The 19860-nt window shown below is 61.5% G+C and carries 15 protein-coding genes; all 15 read left to right on the top strand.

The window, feature by feature from the left end; all coding sequences use genetic code 11:
* The first annotated feature begins 154 nt into the window (after nucleotides 1-154).
* The 15 genes from N4Q37_RS03725 to N4Q37_RS03655 all read left to right on the top strand — a co-directional run bounded on the left by N4Q37_RS03725 (nucleotide 155) and on the right by N4Q37_RS03655 (nucleotide 19847).
* Nucleotides 155-1717: a sigma-54-dependent transcriptional regulator gene (locus N4Q37_RS03725; protein WP_260955478.1), complete on the top strand. Its 1563-nt coding sequence runs from the start codon at nucleotides 155-157 to the stop codon at nucleotides 1715-1717.
* 256 nt (nucleotides 1718-1973) lie between these two features.
* Nucleotides 1974-2711, top strand: coding sequence for a flagellar basal body rod protein FlgF (locus N4Q37_RS03720; RefSeq protein ID WP_260955476.1), 738 nt, complete (start codon nucleotides 1974-1976; stop codon nucleotides 2709-2711).
* A gap of 49 nt (nucleotides 2712-2760) precedes the next feature.
* Nucleotides 2761-3546: a flagellar basal-body rod protein FlgG gene (gene flgG / locus N4Q37_RS03715; RefSeq protein ID WP_260955474.1), complete on the top strand. Its 786-nt coding sequence runs from the start codon at nucleotides 2761-2763 to the stop codon at nucleotides 3544-3546.
* A 73-nt stretch (nucleotides 3547-3619) separates the two neighbouring features.
* Nucleotides 3620-4315, top strand: coding sequence for a flagellar basal body L-ring protein FlgH (flgH, locus tag N4Q37_RS03710; RefSeq protein WP_260955472.1), 696 nt, complete (start codon nucleotides 3620-3622; stop codon nucleotides 4313-4315).
* A 45-nt stretch (nucleotides 4316-4360) separates the two neighbouring features.
* Complete coding sequence (locus N4Q37_RS03705) at nucleotides 4361-5446, top strand: flagellar basal body P-ring protein FlgI (protein ID WP_260955641.1); 1086 nt, start codon at nucleotides 4361-4363, stop codon at nucleotides 5444-5446.
* A 10-nt stretch (nucleotides 5447-5456) separates the two neighbouring features.
* Nucleotides 5457-6761: a flagellar assembly peptidoglycan hydrolase FlgJ gene (gene flgJ, locus N4Q37_RS03700; RefSeq protein WP_260955470.1), complete on the top strand. Its 1305-nt coding sequence runs from the start codon at nucleotides 5457-5459 to the stop codon at nucleotides 6759-6761.
* A 10-nt stretch (nucleotides 6762-6771) separates the two neighbouring features.
* Complete coding sequence (gene flgK / locus N4Q37_RS03695; RefSeq protein WP_260955468.1) at nucleotides 6772-8838, top strand: flagellar hook-associated protein FlgK; 2067 nt, start codon at nucleotides 6772-6774, stop codon at nucleotides 8836-8838.
* A gap of 13 nt (nucleotides 8839-8851) precedes the next feature.
* Entirely contained in the window at nucleotides 8852-10417 is a 1566-nt protein-coding gene (locus N4Q37_RS03690; RefSeq protein ID WP_260955466.1) for a flagellar hook-associated protein 3, read from the top strand.
* 91 nt (nucleotides 10418-10508) lie between these two features.
* Complete coding sequence (locus N4Q37_RS03685) at nucleotides 10509-14081, top strand: glycosyltransferase (RefSeq protein ID WP_260955464.1); 3573 nt, start codon at nucleotides 10509-10511, stop codon at nucleotides 14079-14081.
* Between the two features lie 234 nt (nucleotides 14082-14315).
* A complete protein-coding gene (gene rfbF / locus N4Q37_RS03680) occupies nucleotides 14316-15089 on the top strand; it encodes a glucose-1-phosphate cytidylyltransferase (protein ID WP_260955462.1) in 774 nt (257 codons plus the stop codon).
* Entirely contained in the window at nucleotides 15071-16153 is a 1083-nt protein-coding gene (rfbG, locus tag N4Q37_RS03675; RefSeq protein WP_260955461.1) for a CDP-glucose 4,6-dehydratase, read from the top strand. The genes rfbF and rfbG overlap by 19 nt, the downstream gene beginning before the upstream one ends.
* Nucleotides 16150-16710 (top strand): dTDP-4-dehydrorhamnose 3,5-epimerase family protein, encoded by a 561-nt coding sequence (locus N4Q37_RS03670; RefSeq protein WP_260955460.1) that lies wholly within the window; start codon nucleotides 16150-16152, stop codon nucleotides 16708-16710. The genes rfbG and N4Q37_RS03670 overlap by 4 nt, the downstream gene beginning before the upstream one ends.
* Nucleotides 16707-17933, top strand: coding sequence for a class I SAM-dependent methyltransferase (locus tag N4Q37_RS03665; RefSeq protein ID WP_260955459.1), 1227 nt, complete (start codon nucleotides 16707-16709; stop codon nucleotides 17931-17933). The genes N4Q37_RS03670 and N4Q37_RS03665 overlap by 4 nt, the downstream gene beginning before the upstream one ends.
* Nucleotides 17930-18787 carry an NAD-dependent epimerase/dehydratase family protein gene (locus N4Q37_RS03660; protein ID WP_260955457.1) on the top strand — a complete coding sequence of 286 codons (858 nt, stop codon included), beginning with the start codon at nucleotides 17930-17932 and terminating at the stop codon, nucleotides 18785-18787. The genes N4Q37_RS03665 and N4Q37_RS03660 overlap by 4 nt, the downstream gene beginning before the upstream one ends.
* On the top strand, nucleotides 18777-19847 hold the full coding sequence (locus N4Q37_RS03655) for a class I SAM-dependent methyltransferase (RefSeq protein WP_260955455.1): 1071 nt from the start codon (nucleotides 18777-18779) through the stop codon (nucleotides 19845-19847). The genes N4Q37_RS03660 and N4Q37_RS03655 overlap by 11 nt, the downstream gene beginning before the upstream one ends.
* The last annotated feature ends 13 nt before the right edge of the window (nucleotides 19848-19860 follow it).

Below are 19860 nucleotides of genomic sequence, written 5' to 3'. Positions count from 1 at the left end.
GGGAGATGAGGCTGTAAAACGTCCTACAGCTGTCACATAATCTTGACGACTATTTGCGCCACCAGGCAAAAAAACGGTGGCGAGGGAGCTTGCTCCCGTTGGACTGTGCAGCAGTCCCTATTCCATTTGATTGCCTACACACATCGAGCCTCTTATGCGCATCAAAGTCCATTGCCAGAACCGCATCGGCATCCTGCGGGACATTCTCAACCTGCTGGTGGAGTACGGCATCAACGTCGCCCGGGGCGAGGTGGGGGGCGAACATGGCAACGCGATCTACCTGCACTGTCCGAACCTGATCAACATCCAATTCCAGGCGTTGCGTCCGAAATTCGAGGGAATTGCCGGTGTCTTCGGCGTCAAGCGCGTAGGACTGATGCCCAGCGAGCGTCGGCACATGGAGCTCAACGCGTTGCTGGGCGCCCTGGAGTTTCCGGTGTTGTCCATCGACATGGGCGGTTCCATCGTCGCGGCCAACCGAGCGGCGGCGCAGTTGCTCGGTGTGCGGGTGGACGAGGTGCCAGGGATCCCGCTGTCCCGCTACGCTGAGGATTTCGATCTGCCGGAACTGGTGCGCGCCAACCAGTCGCGCATCAACGGGCTGCGGGTCAAGGTCAAGGGCGATGTGTTCCTGGCGGACATCGCACCGCTGCAATCCGAACACGACGACAGCGAGGCGATGGCCGGCGCGGTGTTGACCTTGCACCGGGCCGACCGGGTGGGCGAGCGTATCTACAACGTACGCAAGCAGGAGTTGCGTGGCTTCGACAGCATTTTCCAGAGTTCCAAGGTGATGGCGGCGGTGGTCCGCGAGGCCCGGCGCATGGCGCCGCTGGACGCGCCGCTGTTGATAGAAGGTGAAACCGGCACCGGCAAGGAGCTGCTGGCCCGCGCCTGCCATCTGGCGAGCCCGCGGGGGCAGTCGCCGTTGATGGCGCTCAACTGTGCCGGGCTGCCGGAGTCCATGGCCGAGACAGAATTGTTCGGCTATGGCCCTGGCGCTTTTGAAGGGGCTCGGGCCGAAGGCAAGCTGGGGCTGCTGGAACTGACCGCGGGCGGGACGCTGTTTCTCGATGGGGTCGGGGAAATGAGCCCGCGCCTGCAAGTGAAACTGCTGCGCTTTTTGCAGGACGGCTGCTTCCGTAGGGTAGGCAGCGACGAAGAGGTCTACCTCGACGTCCGGGTGATCTGCGCGACCCAGGTAGATCTGTCTGAGCTCTGCGCCCGAGGCGAATTCCGTCAGGATTTGTACCACCGCTTGAACGTTCTTTCCCTGCACATCCCACCGCTGCGCGAATGCCTCGACGGCCTGATGCCCTTGGTGGAGCATTTTCTCGACCAGGCCAGTCGGCAAATCGGCTGTTCCTTGCCAAAACTGGCGCCAGCGGCCATGGAGCGCCTGCGCCACTATCATTGGCCGGGCAATGTCCGGCAGTTGGAGAACGTGCTGTTCCAGGCCGTCTCCCTGTGCGATGGCGGGACGGTGAAGGTCGAGCACATCCGTTTGCCGGACTATGGCGTGCGCCAACCCCTCGGCGATTTTTCCCTGGAGGGTGGCCTGGACGAAATCGTCGGGCGCTTCGAGAAAGCTGTGTTGGAGCGGCTGTACTCCGAACACCCCAGCAGCCGGCAACTGGGCAAGCGGCTGGGGGTTTCCCATACGACCATTGCCAATAAGCTGCGCGAGTATGAGGTGGGTAAAGAACCCGGCACATGATTCCGGGGCGCGTGCTTTTGTGGCGAGGGGATAGATCCCCTCGCCACAGGTATTCGTCTTTAAACCAAGTATTGCCGTGAAGCGGCACCGCACCGCCGGTTTTTCGTCTTCGATACATTCAACAAATCCCCCCTGAAACCCGCAACCCCTTTGTTTATCGGGGGCTGATGCGTCAGAAAAAAGTTGGTCTGCAAATTGCTTATGGCTGTGCGACACAGCAGTGGGCGGCAAACGTCCGGCATGCAGAGGAACGACAGTGGACAAGTACCTTTATGTGGCAATGACCGGCGCCAGCCAGAACGCACTGGCGCAACGGGCCCATGCCAACAACCTGGCGAACATCTCCACCAATGGTTTTCAAAAAGACCTGGAGCAGGCGCGCTCGATGCCGGTGTTCGGCGACAGCTTTCCGGCGCGGGCGTTTGCCATGTCCGAGCGGCCTGCCACCGACTTCACTCCGGGTGCGCTGGTGGAAACCGGTCGTGACCTCGACGTGGCGGTCAGTGGGCCGGGTTGGATGGCGGTGCAGAATCCCGATGGCGGTGAAAGCTATGTGCGCACCGGCAGCCTCAACGTTGACGCCCTGGGCGTATTGCGTGCCGGCAACGGCATGCCGGTGATGGGCAACGGTGGTCCGATCGCCGTGCCGCCGGAGCAGAAAATCGAAATCGGCGAGGACGGCACCATCAGTATCCGCGCCATGGGCGAAGGTCCGCGAGTGATGGCTGAGGTGGACCGCATCAAGCTGGTCAACCCTGACCTCAAGAACATGAATAAGGGCCTGGATGGCTCGATCCGTACCAAGGATGGCCAGCCGGCCCCCGTCGACGCCGGCGTGCGCCTGGTGTCGGGGTTCCAGGAAGCGAGCAACGTCAATGCCGTGGACGAGATGACTTCGGTGCTGGCCCTGGCCAAGCAATTCGAGCTTCACGTCAAGATGATGAACACCGCCAAAGAAGGCGACGAGGCCATGGCTCGGGTCTTGCAGATCTAACCATTAATTACAGCGTCGCGCCGAAAAACAGGCGTACGAGGAGAATCGAATGCTTCCGGCTCTATGGGTTGCCAAAACCGGTCTGTCCGCCCAGGACACCAACCTGACCACCATTTCCAACAACCTGGCGAACGTCTCGACCACGGGTTTCAAACGTGATCGCGCCGAGTTCCAGGACCTGCTGTACCAGATCAAGCGCCAGCCAGGCGCCCAGTCGACCCAGGACAGCGAATTGCCGTCGGGTCTGCAAGTGGGTACCGGTGTGCGCATTGTCGGCACCCAGAAGAACTTCACTGCCGGTAGCCTGCAAACCACCGAGCAGCCACTGGACATGGCCGTCGACGGCCGCGGTTTCTTCCAGATCCTGCAGCCGGACGGCACCACTGCCTATACCCGTGACGGTACGTTCCACCTCGACTCCAATGGCCAGATCGTCAACGCCAGCGGTTTCGCCCTGGAGCCGGCCATTGTGATCCCCAACGATGCCCAGACCTTCACGGTCGGCCGCGACGGCACCGTGTCCATCACCTTGCCGGGCAACCCGGCCGCCCAGGTGATCGGCAACCTGCAGACCGCCGACTTCATCAACCCGGCCGGCCTGCAAGCGGTGGGTAACAACCTGTTCCTGGAAACCGCCGCCAGCGGTGCGCCGCAAGTTGGCACCCCTGGCCTGAATGGCTTCGGCACCACCCTGCAGAACACCCTGGAAACGTCCAACGTGAGCACTGTGGAGGAGATGGTCAACATGATCACCACCCAGCGCGCCTACGAAATGAACTCCAAGGTGATCTCCACCGCCGACCAGATGCTCTCGTTCGTCACGCAGAATCTGTAATTGCATCTCGGAATCGGCAAGTACATCTATAAAAGGCGGCCTTTGGTCGCCTGCGACACCAAGAGGTAGGGTCATGAATCGCTTCGTATCTGTACTGGCACTGAGTGGAATCACCGCGCTCGCCGGCTGCGTCGGGCCAACGCCAAGGCCCAATGACCCGTACTACGCTCCGGTGTTGCCGCGCACGCCGTTGCCGGCTGCCGCCAACAATGGCGCGATCTACCAGGCCGGTTTCGAGCAGAACCTGTACACGGACCGCAAGGCCTTCCGGGTCGGTGACATCATCACCATCACCCTTAACGAGCGGACCCAGGCCAGCAAGGACGCCAATGCGCAGATCGACAAGACCAGCAAGACCAGCGTCGGCCTGACCTCGTTGTTCGGTTCTAGCCTGACCACCAATAACCCGATCGGCAGTAACGACCTGAGCCTCAATGCCGGCTACGGTTCCGACCGCGCCACCAAGGGCGACAGCAAGTCCGGGCAGAGCAACAGCCTCACCGGTTCGATTACCGTGACCGTCGCCGACGTGTTGCCCAACGGCATCATCGCCGTGCGGGGCGAAAAATGGCTGACCCTCAACACCGGTGACGAGCTGGTGCGCATCGCCGGCATGGTTCGCGCCGACGACATTGCCACCGACAACACCGTGCCCTCGACCCGTGTGGCCGATGCGCGCATTACATACTCCGGTACCGGGGCCTTTGCCGATGCGAGTCAGCCGGGCTGGTTCGACCGTTTCTTCCTCAGCCCGAAGTTTCCTTTCTAGGTGGCCCAGTTGAATCTCAAACGGTTGAAACTCAAGCAACTGCTGATGGGTGCGTTGGTGATGGCGGCGGCCTTCAGTGCTCAAGCCGAGCGCCTGAAGGACATCGCCAGCATCTCCGGCGTGCGTTCCAACCAGTTGATCGGCTATGGCTTGGTCGTGGGTCTGAACGGCACCGGTGACCAGACCACCCAGACCCCGTTCACCCTGCAGACCTTCAACAACATGCTGTCGCAGTTCGGCATCAAGGTGCCGGCCGGTTCCGGCAACGTGCAGTTGAAGAACGTCGCGGCGGTGTCGGTCAGTGCCGATCTACCGGCGTTCGCCAAGCCCGGCCAGCAAGTGGACATCACTGTCTCGTCCATTGGTAACTCCAAGAGCCTGCGTGGCGGCACCCTGTTGCTGACCCCCCTCAAGGGTATCGACGGTAACGTCTACGCCATCGCCCAGGGCAACCTGGTGGTAGGCGGTTTCGATGCTTCGGGCGCGGACGGTTCGAAAATCACCGTCAACGTTCCGTCAGCGGGCCGTATCCCGGGTGGTGCGTCGGTGGAACGTTCGGTGCCGAGCGGTTTCAACCAGGGCAACAGCCTGACGCTGAACCTCAACCGTTCCGACTTCACTACCGCCAAGCGCATCGTCGACAAAATCAATGACATGCTTGGCCCAGGCGTGGCCCAGGCCATTGACGGCGGCTCGATCCGCGTCACCGCGCCGCTGGACCCGAGCCAGCGGGTCGACTACCTGTCGATCCTGGAAAACCTTGAGGTCGACCCGGGCCAGGCAGTGGCGAAAGTCATCATCAACTCGCGCACCGGCACCATCGTGATCGGCCAGAACGTCAAGGTTTCGCCGGCCGCCGTGACCCACGGCAGTCTGACGGTGACCATCACTGAAGACCCGATCGTCAGCCAGCCAGGGCCTTTGTCCAACGGCCAGACCGCCGTAGTGCCGCGTTCGCGGGTCAGTGCCGAACAGGAAGCCAAGCCGATGTTCAAGTTCGGTCCGGGCACTACCCTGGATGAAATCGTCCGGGCGGTGAACCAGGTCGGCGCGGCGCCGGGTGACTTGATGGCGATTCTCGAAGCACTGAAACAGGCCGGCGCGTTGCAAGCCGATCTGATCGTGATTTGAGGGGCCGGCCATGGATATGCGCAAGGGCGCTTTGATCAGCGGGGATTCGGGTTCCTACTCGGACCTGAATCGCCTGAACCAGCTCAAGGTCGGCGACAAGAACAGCGACGGCAACCTGCGTAAAGTGGCGCAGGAATTCGAGTCGTTGTTCCTCGGCGAAATGCTCAAGTCCATGCGTTCGGCCACCGAGGCTCTGGGCAAGGACAACCCCATGAACACCCCCGAGGCCAAGCAGTACCAGGAAATGTACGACCAGCAGTTGGCCGTTTCCATGTCCCGCGAGGGCGGCGGTATCGGCCTTGCAGACGTGTTGCTGCGCCAGATGTCGAAGAACAAGCCGCTGGCACCCGGCGAGGCTGCCAAGTTATCGGCGCAGAAGCAGCAGGAGGCGCTCGACAAGGCAGCCAATGTCGCGGTGCCCACACCGGTGGCGGCTGGCACGCTGCCCACCGATGGCCCGTTGTCGCGCGTCAGTGGCCAGCGCCCGTTGTGGGCTTCGCGGGCCGTGAATGCGCCGCAAGGGGCCGAGGGGGTCCACCGCAACGACAGGGAACTGCTCAATCAGCGTCGCTTGGCCCTGCCGCCGAAACTGGCTGATCGCCTGCTCGCCGGGCTGGTGCCTTCGGCGTCGACCGCTACCGATGCGCCTGCACAGAACCTGCTGCCGGATCGGGCGCTCAGTGCCACTTCGCCAGCCTCCGGTGCGCTGGGCAATGGCGACTGGCTGGCCGCGCTCGAGGCGTCCAAGTCGAAAGAGGACATGCAGGTCTATGGTCGCGCCGTGGCCCAGCCGCCACTGGCGCCGGCCCGCAAGGCCTTCCACGATGCCGACGAATTCGTCAACGCCATGCTGCCAATGGCCAAGGAAGCCGCGGACCGCATCGGTGTCGACCCGCGTTACCTGGTGGCCCAGGCCGCCCTGGAAACCGGCTGGGGCAAGTCGGTCATGCGCCAGCCCGATGGCAGCAGCAGCCACAACCTGTTCGGTATCAAGGCCAGTCAGAACTGGAAAGGCGATTCGGCGCGGGCGATCACCAGCGAATTCCGCAACGGCCAGATGGTCAAGGAGACGGCTGAGTTCCGTTCCTACGCTTCGTATCGCGACAGCTTCCATGACCTGGTCAATCTGCTGCAAAGCAACAGCCGCTATCAAGATGTGCTGAAGTCGGCCGATAACCCGGAACAGTTTGTACGCGAGCTGCAGAAGGCCGGTTACGCCACCGACCCTAACTACGCCCGCAAGATTTCGCATATAGCCCGGCAGATGACGAGTTCCCAGAACTACGCCGCTGCAGGCGCCACCACGACTTTATAAGGTCTGAACCATGAGTTTGCTCAATATCGGGATGTCGGGTCTGTCTGCCAGCCAGACCGCGCTGGTGACCACGGGTAACAACATTTCCAACGTCGATACCGCCGGTTATTCGCGTCAGCAGACCGTGCAGACCACCAAGGCGTCCAACCTGTACGGCAACGTGTTCATTGGTTCCGGCACGACCCTGGCGGACGTGCGGCGGGTCTATAACTCCTATCTCGAAGCGCAGTTGAAGACCACCACCTCGCTCAACAGCGATGCGACGGCCTATCAAGGGCAGATCACGCCGCTCGACTCCTTGTTGTCGGACAGTGGTACCGGCCTCAACGGTGCGCTGACCAAGTTCTTTGCCTCGGTGCAGAACGTCAACGCCAAGCCCGGTGACGATGCTTCCCGTCAGTTGCTGCTCAGCGATGCCCAAGCCCTGAGCAATCGTTTCAATTCGATTGCCAGCCAGTTGACGGCGCAGAACGAGAACATCAACGGCAACCTGGCGAACATGGCCGACCAGATCAATAAACTGGCCTCCACCGTTGCTCAGTTGAACAGGAAAATCGCCGACGTCGCCAATGCCGGGGGCGAGCCCAACGACCTACTCGATTCGCGCAACGAGGCCGTTCTCCAGCTCTCGACGCTCACCGGCACGCAAGTGGTGGAAAGGGGCAGCAACCTGGACATCTACCTGGGGTCCGGTCAGCCATTGGTCATGGGCAATACCGTCAATACTCTGGAAGCGGTTCCGAGCAAGACCGACCCGTCGCGCATGGGCATCCAGCTCAACACCGGTTCCAGCTCCCTGGACCTGACCTCGGTGCTCTCCGGTGGCGAAATCGGCGGTCTGCTGCGCTACCGCAGCACTGTGCTCGACCCGGCCATGAACGAACTGGGCCGCGTAGCCCTCGTCGTCGCCGACCAGATGAACACGGTCCAGGCCTCGGGCATCGACATGAACGGCGCTTTCGGTTCCAACCTGTTCACCAATATCAACAGCGCTGAGCAGATGAGTCAGCGCAGCATCGCCGCGCTGAACAATAGCGCCGGTTCCGGCAACTTCAACGTGTCCATCGAAGATACCGGCCAGTTGAACATCAGCGACTACAAAGTGACCTTCACCAGCGCGAGCGACTACAGCGTAGTGCGGTTGTCGGACGGTACTTCCCAGGGCTCGTTCAACACCGCGACCACGCCGGCGCCAACGATCGACGGTTTCTCGATGACTTTCGGCGGCGGCGGGGCCGTCGCTGGCGATTCGTTCAAGATCACGCCGACCCGCAATGCGGCGAGCAGCATCAAGACCGAGATGACCGACTCCAAGCGGCTGGCGATTGCCGCACCGTTGGGTGCCGCCATCGTGCCAGGCGGCAGCGGTACGCTGACCATTCCGGCCAGTGGCCAGCCGAGCATGACCACCCAGCTGGACATCTACGACGAAGCCACCACGACCATCATCCAGAACGGCATCAAGACCTCCATGCCGGTCAAGGTGGTGTTCGGTGCAACGTCCGCAGACGGCACCAGCCAGGCTTACCAGTTGCTCGACGCCAAAGGTGGCACGATCAGCAGTGGCACGATCAAGCCAGGTCAGAGCAATACCCTGAGCCTGACTGTTCCACTCAAGGATGCCAGCGGCAATCCGATCATGGATGCGTCCGTACCGCCGGTACAGCGCACCGTCACCTTTGACATGTCCATCGCCGGTGCCCCCTCCAATGGCGCAGCCATCGACGTGAGCGTCAGCCAGCCTGGTAGCCTGGACAACCGTAACGGCACCGTCCTGGCCGGCTTGCAGACAGCCAAAACCGTGGACACCAGCTCGTCCAGCAAAGGTATCTCCCTGAATGATGCCTACGGCAAGCTGGTCGAAGGCGTAGGGGCCAAGGCTGCCCAGGGCAAGCTCGACAGCGCCGCTACCGGTGCGATCTTCAACAACGCCAAGACGGCCCGTGACTCGCTGTCCGGGGTGGATCTGGATGAGGAGACCGGCAACCTGGTCAAGTATCAGCAGTACTACACGGCGTCTTCGCAGATCATCAAGGCGGCGCAGGAAATCTTCAGCACATTGATCAATAGTCTTTAAGGAGCCGTAGCCCATGCGCATTTCTACTTCCCAGTTTTACGAAAGCACGGCTGCGAACTATCAGAAAAACTTCGCCAATGTGGTCAAGACCAGCGAAGAGGCCAGCAGCCTGGTGCGCGTCAATACCGCCGCCGACGACCCGGTGGGGGCTTCGCGTCTGCTGCAATTGGGCACGCAAGCGTCGATGCTGTCCCAGTACGAAACCAACGCCACGACCATCAAGGCGACCCTGGGCACGACCGAAGCGGTCATGAACAGCATCGGTAACGTGCTGCAGCGTGCCAAGGAATTGGCCGTCGGTGCCGGCAACGCCGGTTACACCGACGCGGACCGCCAGGCCAACGCCTCGGAGTTGGCCCAGATCGAAGAGCAGTTGCTGAGCCTGATGAACAGCAAGGATGAGAACGGTAAATATATTTTCGCCGGTTCCAAGGGCGATACCGCCCCGTTCACTCGCAACAACGATGGGACCTACAGCTACAACGGCGACCAGGTCACCCTGGACCTGCCGATCGGCGACACCATGTCGATGGCCACCAACAGCACCGGTTGGGACGTTTTCCAGCAGGCGATCAATACCAGCCGCAGCCAGGTCACCATGACCGCGCCGGCGGTGGATGATGGTCGGGTGGTCCTGTCCAATGGCCAGGTGTCGTCCAATGTCAGCTATAACAGCAAGTTCCGCAGCGGCGAGCCATACACCGTGGAGTTCGCCAGCGGCACGCAACTGAAAATCACCGACTCGGCAGGCAACGACGTGACTGCCGAAGCCAGCCAGGGGGGCGCTTTCGACCCCAACAGCAAAAGCGGTCAGGCCGTGACATTCCGTGGCGTGGAGTTGACGTTGAACATCAACCTGCAGACCGGTGATGTACCAGGGACCGTGTTGCCAGGCCATACCTTTACCCTGGCCGCCAAGCCGGACACGTTTGTCGCGACCCGTAGCCCAGGCAACCCGACCACAGTCCAGGTCACCAACAGCGCGATCACCGATCCTGTGGCTTACCATGCCAGTTTTCCCACTGGGGCGGCTGTGCTCAAGTTCACCAGCGCCACCGATTTCGACCTCTACGCCGCGCCGCTAACCGCCGACAGCCAACCGGTGTCCAGCGGCACATTGGCCGGTAACGTGGCAACGGCCTCCGGCGTGAGCTTTACCTTGGACGGTACGCCTGCTGCTGACGATCAGTTCAGTATCGCGGTCAACACCCATGAGACCCAGAACATCCTGGATACCGTGAACCAGTTGAAAACCGCGTTGAACACGCCGACGAATGGTGACCCTATCGCCATGCAAAAATTGCAGGCCTCATTGGCTTCTGGCATCGGCAACCTGGCAAGCGGCACTGATCAGTTGTCCAGCGCCCTGAGTTCGGTGGGCGGTCGCGGCCAGGCTCTGGAAACCCAGAGCGACACCAACCAGAGCCTGATCCTGGCCAACAGCCAGACTCAATCGTCGATCCGCGATTCCGATGCGGCCGCAGTGATGACCCGCTTGACCTTGCAGCAGACCATGTTGCAGGCCTCGCAATTGGCGTTCAGCAAAATTTCCCAGCTGGGTCTGTTCAACAAGATTTGAGCCGGTATCGACCGAGCCGCCAACCGTCTTTTTTAAGCGGTTTTGCGGCTCCGGCCTGAAAGGTCGGGGCCCGCCGCTCGAGAGTTTTGCCGTGAACCCACTTCCGCTTGTCAGCATCGTCATCCCAGCCTTCAACCCCCGGTTCTTCGACCAGGCGTTGCTCAGCGCTCTCGCCCAGACCTACGAGCACATTGAGATCGTTATTTGCGACGACTCACCAGGCGATGAAATTCGCCAGATCGTCGACTCCTTCGCTGAGCCGTCGCACCCGATACGTTATCTGAGGAATCCGCAACGACTGGGACTCCAAGGCAATCTATTGCGCTGCGTCGAAGAGGCTCAAGGCGAGTACATCAAGATCCTCTGCGACGATGACCGGCTGTTCGCGCCCAGTATCGCCGTGCAAGCCCAAGCGCTGAGCGATCATGCCGATGCCAGCGTGGTGTTCGCGCTGCGGTTGCTGTGTGATGCGGGCAATTTCATCTTGCCTCCGCGCGTGGACAACTGCCGCTTTACGCCAAACGACGCCCTGTTCAAGGGTGACGATATGCTGGCGATTTTCGAAAGTACACCGGCCAATTTCGTGGGTAACTTCAGTTCGACCCTGATGCGCCGGGCGGACGTGCTGGAGTTACTGCCGGCCTTGATCCAGGAGGGCGCCGGCTTTCTTGCCACGCTCGATTTTGCCTTGTTCGTCTGCCTGATGCGTCGCGGCAACCTGGTGGCGCTCAATACGGTGTTGAGTGTCGAGCGGCTGTACCCGGAGCGTTTGAGCAAGACCCCGGAAATGCTCAAGGCCGCCAAGGTGGAATGGGAGTGGCTGGCGCAAATGCTTGCCGCGCGTAACGGTGAGGCGGCTCCCGCTTCCGGCTGGGTGCGCTACATCGACCTGGACAAGATCACCGAGCAGCCCCATGCCTGGCAGGAGTTGTGCGTCACTCGAATCCTGGGTAACCGCAATACTGTCGTCAACGGTAGGGTCGGTGGACAGAGCGAGAGTTACGCGGATTTCTATCGCGAATGGCTGTCGATCCGGCGATTCAGCGAGGTGGAAAAGCGCGTGATGCCGGCGCGTATCGACAGCTGGCCGTTGCGCCCGAATATTGTGCCGGTGGTCGTCGACAGCGTCGGTGATGGTCCGGCATTGACGGCGACGCTGCGCAGCATCGAGGCTCAGCTCTATCCGGCACAAGCGGTGGTCGTGCTTTCCGATGCCCATTGCGAGGCCAATGAGCGCGTGTTGCAGTTGCCTTATAAGCCTGACTGGGTGCAGCAACTCAACGCCATCGTTCCCCAATTGGAGGGCGCTCACTGGTTCTACCTGTTGCGTGCCGGCGACACCTTGCGTGATTCGGCCTTGTTGATCCTGGCTGAGCGTGTGGCAGGAAAACCGGGCGTTCTGTGTGTCTACAGTGACGAAGGCGCGCTAGTGGACGGTGAGTCGTTCGAACCGGTATTCAAGCCCGATTTCAACCTGGACCTGATGCGTGCCTACCCGTACGTCGGGCGGACCCTGGCCTTCGAGCGAGAGCGGTTCCTGGCTCTGGGCGGTTTCGATCCGGCCCGTGGAGAGCTGGCGCCCCATGACCTGCTCTGGCGCCTGGTGGAAGAGTCCGGTCCGCAGACGATCGAGCATGTCGCTGAAATCCAGGTGGAGTCTGTCCTCAGTTTTGCCCAATGGCTGTCATTGCCGGAGGTCGTCGAGGGCAATGCCGCGATGGTGGGAGCGCACCTGGATCGCATCGGCATCAGCCATGAGATTCGGCAGGACACGCTGCCGCTGATCAATCGCATCACCTACCAACATGCGGCTCGTCCGCTGGTGTCGATTATCGTGCGCACCGGCGACTCGCTTGCGGCCCTGCAGCGCTGCACCGAAAGCCTGATCGAGCGCACCGCTTACGCCCACTATGAAATCCTGATCGTGGACAGCGGTGTCCGGGATCCGGCCATGCTTGACTGGTTGGCGAGCATGGCTCAACTGGGCGCGAGCATGTTGCGTGTATTGCGTCATGTCGGCGATGACAGTGACGCCGCAGTGCGTAACTTTGCCGCGAGCCAGGCCCGGGGCGAATTTTTGCTGTTGCTCAGTCCGCACATGGTCATTTGCGAGAACGACTGGCTGGACGAACTGATCCATCATGCCCAGCGTCCGGAAGTTGCGGTCGTGGGTGCCCGCATCCTCAGCCCGCAGGGCTCGATTGTCGGCGGGGGGCAGATTCTCGGGCTGGCCGGGCCCGTGGGTACGCCGTTTTACGGCGAATCGGCGGCCTCGCGTGGCTACATGCAGCGCTTGCATACGACGCAGAACTGGAGCTCGGTCAGCAGCGATTGCCTGATGCTGCGCCGGCAGGTGTTCGAGGAGCTTGGTGGGCTTGATGACGCGACGTTCACTCTCGGCCTCAGTGATGTGGACTTGTGCTTGCGTGCAGGCAAGGATGGCTATCTGGTGGTCTGGACACCTTATGCCAGCGTCACGCAGGTTGCCTCCCAACCGGCATCGGCCCAGTCTGAAGCAACGACATTGCTGGAGCGTGAACACGAAGTCTTCTATCGCAAATGGTTGCCGCAGATAGCTCGGGATCCGGCCTACAGTCCCTCCCTGAGCCTGGGGGCGTCCAGCTTCAGCCTGGAGCCATCGCTGCGCAATAACTGGAACCCGTTCTGCAGTCGTGCGCTGCCGCTGGTGCTCGGGCTGCCGGTCAATGCCACGGCGGTCGGCCACTATCGCGTCACGGCCCCGTTGGCTGAGCTCGAAGCGGCCGGGCGGGTGATTGCCCGGGTGGCCTACGAGTCGCCTTCGACCGTGGACATCGAGCGCTTGTCGCCTGACACCATCGTTTTGCAGGGGCGCTACAGCGAAGGCTCCGCCGGCGACATCCTGCGGATGAAAAAATACAGCGGTGCCCTCCGAATCTTCGAGCTGGACGACTATGTGGTCAGTGCGCCGAAGAAGAATACTCATGCCCGCAACAAACCGGCCAACACCGAGCAAATGCTGCGCGAAGGCATTGGCTTGTGTGATCGGGTGGTGGTGACCACCCAGGCCCTGGCCGACGCCTTGTCCAGCATGCACAGTGAAATTCGCGTGGTGCCCAACATGCTGCCGCTCGAGCCGTGGGCGAAATTGACCAGCCGCCGAGGCACGTCGGCCAAGCCGCGGGTAGGGTGGGGCGGTGGGACCAGTCACAGCGGCGATCTGGAAATCATTGCCGATGTAGTGCGTGAACTGGCCGATGAAGTGGATTGGGTGTTCTTCGGCATGTGCCCGGACGCGTTGCGGCCGTATATCCATGAATTCCATGGCTCGGTCGCCTTGAACCACTATCCGTTCAAACTCGCCAGCCTGAACCTCGACCTGGCCTTGGCCCCGTTGGAATTCCATATCTTCAACGACTGCAAGAGCAACCTGCGCCTGCTGGAATACGGTGCTTGTGGCTACCCGGTGATCTGTACCGACACCAGGGCCTATGACGGCTTCCTGCCGTGTACCAAGGTGCGCAGCAACAGCACCGAAGAGTGGATTGCGGCGATCCGCATGCACCTGGCCGATCCTGATGCCAGCTACCGCATGGGCGATGAACTGCGCGAGGCGGTGCTGCGTGATTACATGCTCAGCGGCGACAACTTGCAGCATTGGCTGTGGGGATGGTTGCCGGATTGAAACCTGTGGCGAGGGGATCTTGCCCTCTGCCACGAAAGCGATGCCAGGTTCTGTTTTCCCCTCCAGATAAGCGCCATGGAGCTGGCGCGTTTCCTGCAAGCCCCCCCTCATATCGCCATAAAACGAGCGCTTGCGGCCCATCGCAGCGCTCGGACAGGCATCGAAGGTGTAATCGCCGCGCTCGCACAGCAGAAAATGCTTGGTCGAGCCCGGTGATGAACGAGAGGGGAGACGATGAAGGCAGTTATCTTGGCGGGTGGTCTCGGCACGCGTATCAGCGAAGAGTCGCACCTCAAGCCCAAGCCGATGATCGAGATCGGTGGCAAGCCAATTCTTTGGCACATCATGAAGCAGTATTCCGCACATGGAATCCACGACTTCGTCATTTGCCTGGGCTACAAGGGCTACGCCATCAAGGATTTCTTCGCCAACTATTTTCTGCACACCTCGGACGTCACCTTCGACATGTGCAACAACCGCATGGACGTTCACCAGAACTACAGCGAGCCGTGGCGCGTGACCTTGATCGACACGGGTGAAGACACCATGACCGGCGGGCGGCTGCGGCGTGCAGCGCGTTATCTGGAACATGAAGAGGCGTTCTGCTTCACCTATGGCGACGGTGTGTCGGACCTCAATATCGGCGCCCTGGTGGATTTCCACCTGTCCCACGGCAAGCTGGCCACGGTGACCGCGGTCCAGCCTCCGGGACGTTATGGCGCACTGGAGCGTAACGGCGATACCGTCTTGGGTTTCACCGAAAAACCCCGGGGTGACGGCGGCTGGATCAACGGTGGTTTCTTTGTGCTTTCGCCCAAGGTCCTGCCTTACATCCATGACGACCAGACTTCTTGGGAGGCCGAACCGTTGGCGGCACTGGCGAGCGAGCAGCAATTGCAGGCTTTCCAGCACGACGGTTTCTGGCACCCGATGGATACCCTGCGCGATAAAAACCACCTTGAAGCCTTATGGCAAAGCGGGGAGGCCCCATGGAAACAATGGGGTTGAGTCCGGAGTTCTGGCGCGCAAAGCGGGTGCTGGTCACCGGCCACACCGGGTTCAAAGGCAGTTGGCTGGCGCTGTGGCTGCAAAGCCTGGGTGCGAAGGTCAGTGGCTTTTCTCTGGATCCGGCTACCCAGCCAAACCTGTTCGAGCTGGCTCGTGTGGGCGAGGGCATCGATGATCGGCGCGGTGATTTACGCGACCTCGGCGCCTTGCTGGAAGTGCTGGCCGATGTGCAACCGGAGATTGTCCTGCACCTGGCCGCTCAGCCGTTGGTGCGCGAAGGTTACCGCGACCCACTGGGGACCTACTCCGGCAACGTGATGGGCACCCTTAACTTGCTGGAAGCGGTCCGCCAGGTTGGCGGCGTGAAGGGGTGTGTGCTGGTCACCACCGACAAGGTATACGCCAACCAGGAATGGGCGTGGCCGTATCGCGAGAACGAAGCCTTGGGGGGGCACGATCCCTACAGCAGCAGCAAGGCCTGCTGCGAGTTGCTGGCCCAGTCTTATGCTGCCTCATTCTTTTCGGTCGAGCGTTACGCCGAACATGGCCTGGCCCTGGCCACGGCTCGGGCAGGCAATGTGCTGGGGGGCGGCGATTTTGCCCCTGAACGCTTGATTCCCGATGTGCTCAAGGCCTGGTCGGCGGATGAGCCGGTGACGCTGCGCTATCCGCAAGCCGTACGCCCGTGGCAGCACGCCCTGGAGCCACTGGCCGGTTACTTGCAGTTGGCCGCCGGCTTGTATGAGCAAGGCCCACGGTTTGCTGGGGCTTGGAATTTTGGCCCAGGCGAAGCGGACATGTGCAGCGTTGGCGAAGTCGTGCAGTTGCTGGCTGAGCGTTGGCCGCAGGCGCCAGGGTTGCGAATCGAAGCGAGTGACTTGCATGAGGCCGGCCTGTTGCGCCTGGACAGCAGTCGCGCCCGGCAATTGTTGGGGTGGCAGCCGCGCTGGTCGCTGCAAAAATGCCTGGCCCAGACTCTCGATTGGCACCTGGCCTGGCAGAACGGCGATGACATGCGACAGGTCACCCTTGGCCAGTTGAACCTGTACCGAGGCGCACTGTGAGCGAATTTTCGTTGCACGCACTGCCTCTGGCCGGTCTGTTCAGCGTCCGGCACAAGCGCTTTGAAGATGCGCGCGGGCATTTTTCCCGACTGTTCTGCGAAGGCAGCCTGAGCGCGTTTGGCCAGCCGTTCCATATCCGCCAGATCAACCACTCCTGTACCCGAGAGCGGGGCAGTGTGCGCGGCCTGCATTATCAACATGCGGCGCAACCGGAAGCCAAGTTGATCACTTGCCTGCGCGGTGAGGTCTGGGACGTTGCCGTGGACCTGCGCCCCGACTCCGAGACTTTCCTGCATTGGCACGCCGAGCGCCTGAAGGCCGGCGATGGTCGCAGCGTGTTGATCCCGGCCGGGTTCGCCCATGGTTTCCAGACCCTGACCGACGATGCCGAATTGCTTTATCTGCACAGCGCCGACTACGCCCCTGAGCATGAGGGTGGCTTGTCGGTGAACGATCCACGGCTGGCGATCGCCTGGCCGTTGCCTGTCAATAATCTGTCGACACGGGACAGCCAACATCCCTTGCTCGATGAGCGTTTCGCTGGAGTGCGTCTATGAACTGCCGAGGTTGCGGGACTGCCCTGGCGTTGCCACTGATTGACCTGGGTACTTCACCACCGTCCAACGCGTATGTGCGGGCCGACCAGTTGGAGCAGGCTGAGCAGTGGGTGCCCCTCAAAGTCGCTGTTTGCCAGCAGTGCTGGCTGGTGCAAACCGAGGATTACACTCGCGCCGATGCTCTGTTCGATGCCGAGTATGCCTATTTCAGCTCGTTCTCCAGCACCTGGCTGGCCCATGCCGAGCGTTATGTGGGCGAGATGGTCGAGCGCTTCGACTTGAACCCCGACAGCCGCGTGGTGGAAGTTGCCGCCAACGACGGTTACCTGTTGCAGTACGTAGCCCAGCGCGGCATCCCATGCCTGGGCGTCGAGCCTACCCGAAGCACGGCCGAGGCGGCCCGTGGGCAGGGGCTGGACATCCGCGAGCTGTTCTTTGGTCGCGAGACCGCCACGCAGCTCAAAGGCGAAGGCTGGGCAGCCGATCTGATGGCCGCCAACAATGTGCTGGCCCATGTGCCGGACATCAATGATTTCCTCGCCGGTTTTGCCACGCTGTTGAAACCGACGGGTGTGGCCACGTTCGAGTTTCCGCAACTGCTCACGCTCATGGCGGGGCAGCAGTTCGACACGCTGTACCACGAGCATTTTTCCTACCTGTCGCTGACGGCCGTACAGACGTTGTGCGAGCGCAATGGGCTTGAAGTGTTCGATGTCAGTCAATTGTCGACCCATGGCGGTTCGTTGCGGGTGTTCGTCCAGCGAGCCGACGGCATTCGGCGCCCAGTGCAGGCTGCCGTGCAACAGCAGTTGCAGGCTGAGCTGCAAGCCGGCGTGAAAACCGCTGCGTACTACGCCACCCTCGCGCCGGCCGCAGAAGCCATCAAGCACGGTCTGTTGCGCTTTCTCTTGCAGGCCAAGGCCGAGGGCAAGCAAGTGGTGGGTTATGGCGCGGCGGCCAAGGGCAACACCTTGCTCAACTACGCCGGGGTCAAGCCGGATTTGCTGGCCTGGGTAGCGGATGCCAATCCGCACAAGCAGGGCAAGTACCTGCCGGGCAGTCGGATTCCTATCGTGTCGCCTGAGCGCATCGCGGTAGAGAAGCCCGATTATGTCCTGGTTCTGCCCTGGAACCTGCTGAGTGAAGTCAGCCAGCAGTTGGCGGTCGTTCGTCAATGGGACGGGCGCTTCGTCATCGCGGTGCCTGAGTTGACCGTGCTATGAAGGTTTTGGTGACGGGCGCCACCGGGTTCGTCGGCCAGCATCTGGTCGAGGCCTTGCTGGCGCGTGGCTGGCAGGTCCGGGCTGTTGCACGTCGTATCGAGCCGGCCAGGGCATTGCCGTGGTTCGACCGGGTCGAGTTCGTGACGGCCGATGTTCACGCCGATGATCTGGACTTAGCCGCGCTGGCAGAAGGTGTGGATGCATTGGTGCACCTGGCGTGGCCGGGGCTGCCGAATTACCAGGCGCTGTTTCACTTCGAACACAACCTGATGGCTGACTACCGGTTTATCAAACAGGTGGTCGCGGCGGGGGTTTCCCAAGTACTGGTCACGGGCACCTGTTTCGAATACGGCTTGCAGAACGGGCCGCTCGACGAGCAGACAGCACCGCAACCGGCCAACCCCTATGGATTGGCCAAGAACACCCTGCGCCTGTTCCTCGAACAGCTGCAACGCGAGCATCCGTTCACCTTGCAGTGGGCACGCCTGTTCTACCTCCATGGCACCGGCCAGAACCCCAACAGCCTGTTGGCGGCACTGGACCGGGCGATCGATGCACAGGCCCCGGTGTTCGATATGTCCGGTGGCGAACAACTGCGCGATTACTTGCCGATAGAAACCGCAGCCGATTACCTGGCGCAGTTGCTGGGACGGCGCGACTTCAACGGCGTGGTGAATTGTTCGAGCGGTCAGCCGGTATCCGTGCGTGCCCTGGTTGAAGCGCGCCTGCGGGAGCGAGGCGTGGGCCTTCGCCTGAACCTGGGACATTACCCTTATCCGACCCACGAACCCATGGCGTTCTGGGGCGTGGCCGAACGTTTGCAAACCTTGTTGGGAGCCGCACATGACGCGTGAGTTGTACCGGGCCACCGGTCTTCCGGTCTTGCAGAACCGGACCTTCGCCGATGAGCAATCAGCCAGGGCTTCGGCGAGTGCCGATATGGTGTTGGTCCAGGACGAAGTGAGCGGACTGGTGTTCAACCAGGCATTCGATGCCGAAAAGCTCAGCTACGACAGCGACTACCAGAACGAACAGGCTCATTCGGGGCAGTTCCAGCGGCACCTGGTGGAAGTGGAAGGCATCATTGCCCGGCATTTCAGTGGTCGGGAGTTGATCGAAGTCGGCTGTGGCAAAGGCTATTTCCTGGAGCTGCTCAAGGGGCGGGGGTATGCCGTTACCGGCATCGATCCGGCCTACGAGGGCGACAGTGTCGATGTGATCAAGGCGCCATTCACTCGCGACCTGGGCCTGTCGGCTGATGCGGTGGTGCTGCGCCACGTGCTTGAGCATATCCAGGACCCGGTGGGATTCCTGGCCGAAATTGCAGCGGCCAACCAAGGGGGGCAGATCTACATCGAAGTGCCTTGCCTGGACTGGATCCTGGAACATCGTGCCTGGTTCGACCTGTTCTACGAACACGTCAATTATTTTCGCCTCGATGACTTGCGTCGGATGTTCGGCACGGTGCACGAGGCCGGGCATCTGTTTGGTGGCCAGTACCTGTACATCGTCGCCGACCTGGCGACGCTGCGCCTGGAGCCCGGGCAGCCGGTACCGGCGCTCGCACTGCCCGATGGGTTCACCGCAAGCCTGGGGCGCGCGGTGCAGATTATCCAGGCCGCGCCTCGACAAGGCTCGGCGATCTGGGGAGCGTCCTCCAAAGGCGTGATCTATTCGCTGTTCCTGCAACGGGCCGGTGTGGCGGTGGATTGTGTGGTGGACATCAATCCCGCCAAGCAAGGACGGTACCTGCCGTTGAGTGGCGTGCGCGTTTCTTCACCCGATGAGGCGATGGATACCTTGCCCGAAGGGGCGCACGTATTTGTGATGAATTCCAATTACCTCGAAGAAATCAAGCGGATGACCGGTGGACGCTATGTCTATCACGCCGTTGACAGCGCTTCGTTCCAATAACCACGAGATTCGA

The organism is Pseudomonas citri (assembly GCF_025336485.1).
GTDB lineage: Bacteria > Pseudomonadota > Gammaproteobacteria > Pseudomonadales > Pseudomonadaceae > Aquipseudomonas > Aquipseudomonas citri.
Note: the sequence above shows the minus strand (reverse complement) of the source record. Positions and strands in the feature narration are given on the sequence as shown.

Excerpts from the sequence above, each read along its gene's own strand:
- N4Q37_RS03725 (WP_260955478.1), top strand. The coding sequence starts at position 155 with ATGCGCATCAAAGTCCATTGCCAGAACCGCATCGGCATCCTGCGGGAC.
- flgG (WP_260955474.1), top strand. The coding sequence starts at position 2,761 with ATGCTTCCGGCTCTATGGGTTGCCAAAACCGGTCTGTCCGCCCAGGAC.
- flgH (WP_260955472.1), top strand. The coding sequence starts at position 3,620 with ATGAATCGCTTCGTATCTGTACTGGCACTGAGTGGAATCACCGCGCTC.
- N4Q37_RS03705 (WP_260955641.1), top strand. The coding sequence starts at position 4,361 with ATGGGTGCGTTGGTGATGGCGGCGGCCTTCAGTGCTCAAGCCGAGCGC.
- flgJ (WP_260955470.1), top strand. The coding sequence starts at position 5,457 with ATGGATATGCGCAAGGGCGCTTTGATCAGCGGGGATTCGGGTTCCTAC.
- flgK (WP_260955468.1), top strand. The coding sequence starts at position 6,772 with ATGAGTTTGCTCAATATCGGGATGTCGGGTCTGTCTGCCAGCCAGACC.
- N4Q37_RS03690 (WP_260955466.1), top strand. The coding sequence starts at position 8,852 with ATGCGCATTTCTACTTCCCAGTTTTACGAAAGCACGGCTGCGAACTAT.
- rfbF (WP_260955462.1), top strand. The coding sequence starts at position 14,316 with ATGAAGGCAGTTATCTTGGCGGGTGGTCTCGGCACGCGTATCAGCGAA.
- rfbG (WP_260955461.1), top strand. The coding sequence starts at position 15,071 with ATGGAAACAATGGGGTTGAGTCCGGAGTTCTGGCGCGCAAAGCGGGTG.
- N4Q37_RS03665 (WP_260955459.1), top strand. The coding sequence starts at position 16,707 with ATGAACTGCCGAGGTTGCGGGACTGCCCTGGCGTTGCCACTGATTGAC.
- N4Q37_RS03660 (WP_260955457.1), top strand. The coding sequence starts at position 17,930 with ATGAAGGTTTTGGTGACGGGCGCCACCGGGTTCGTCGGCCAGCATCTG.
- N4Q37_RS03655 (WP_260955455.1), top strand. The coding sequence starts at position 18,777 with ATGACGCGTGAGTTGTACCGGGCCACCGGTCTTCCGGTCTTGCAGAAC.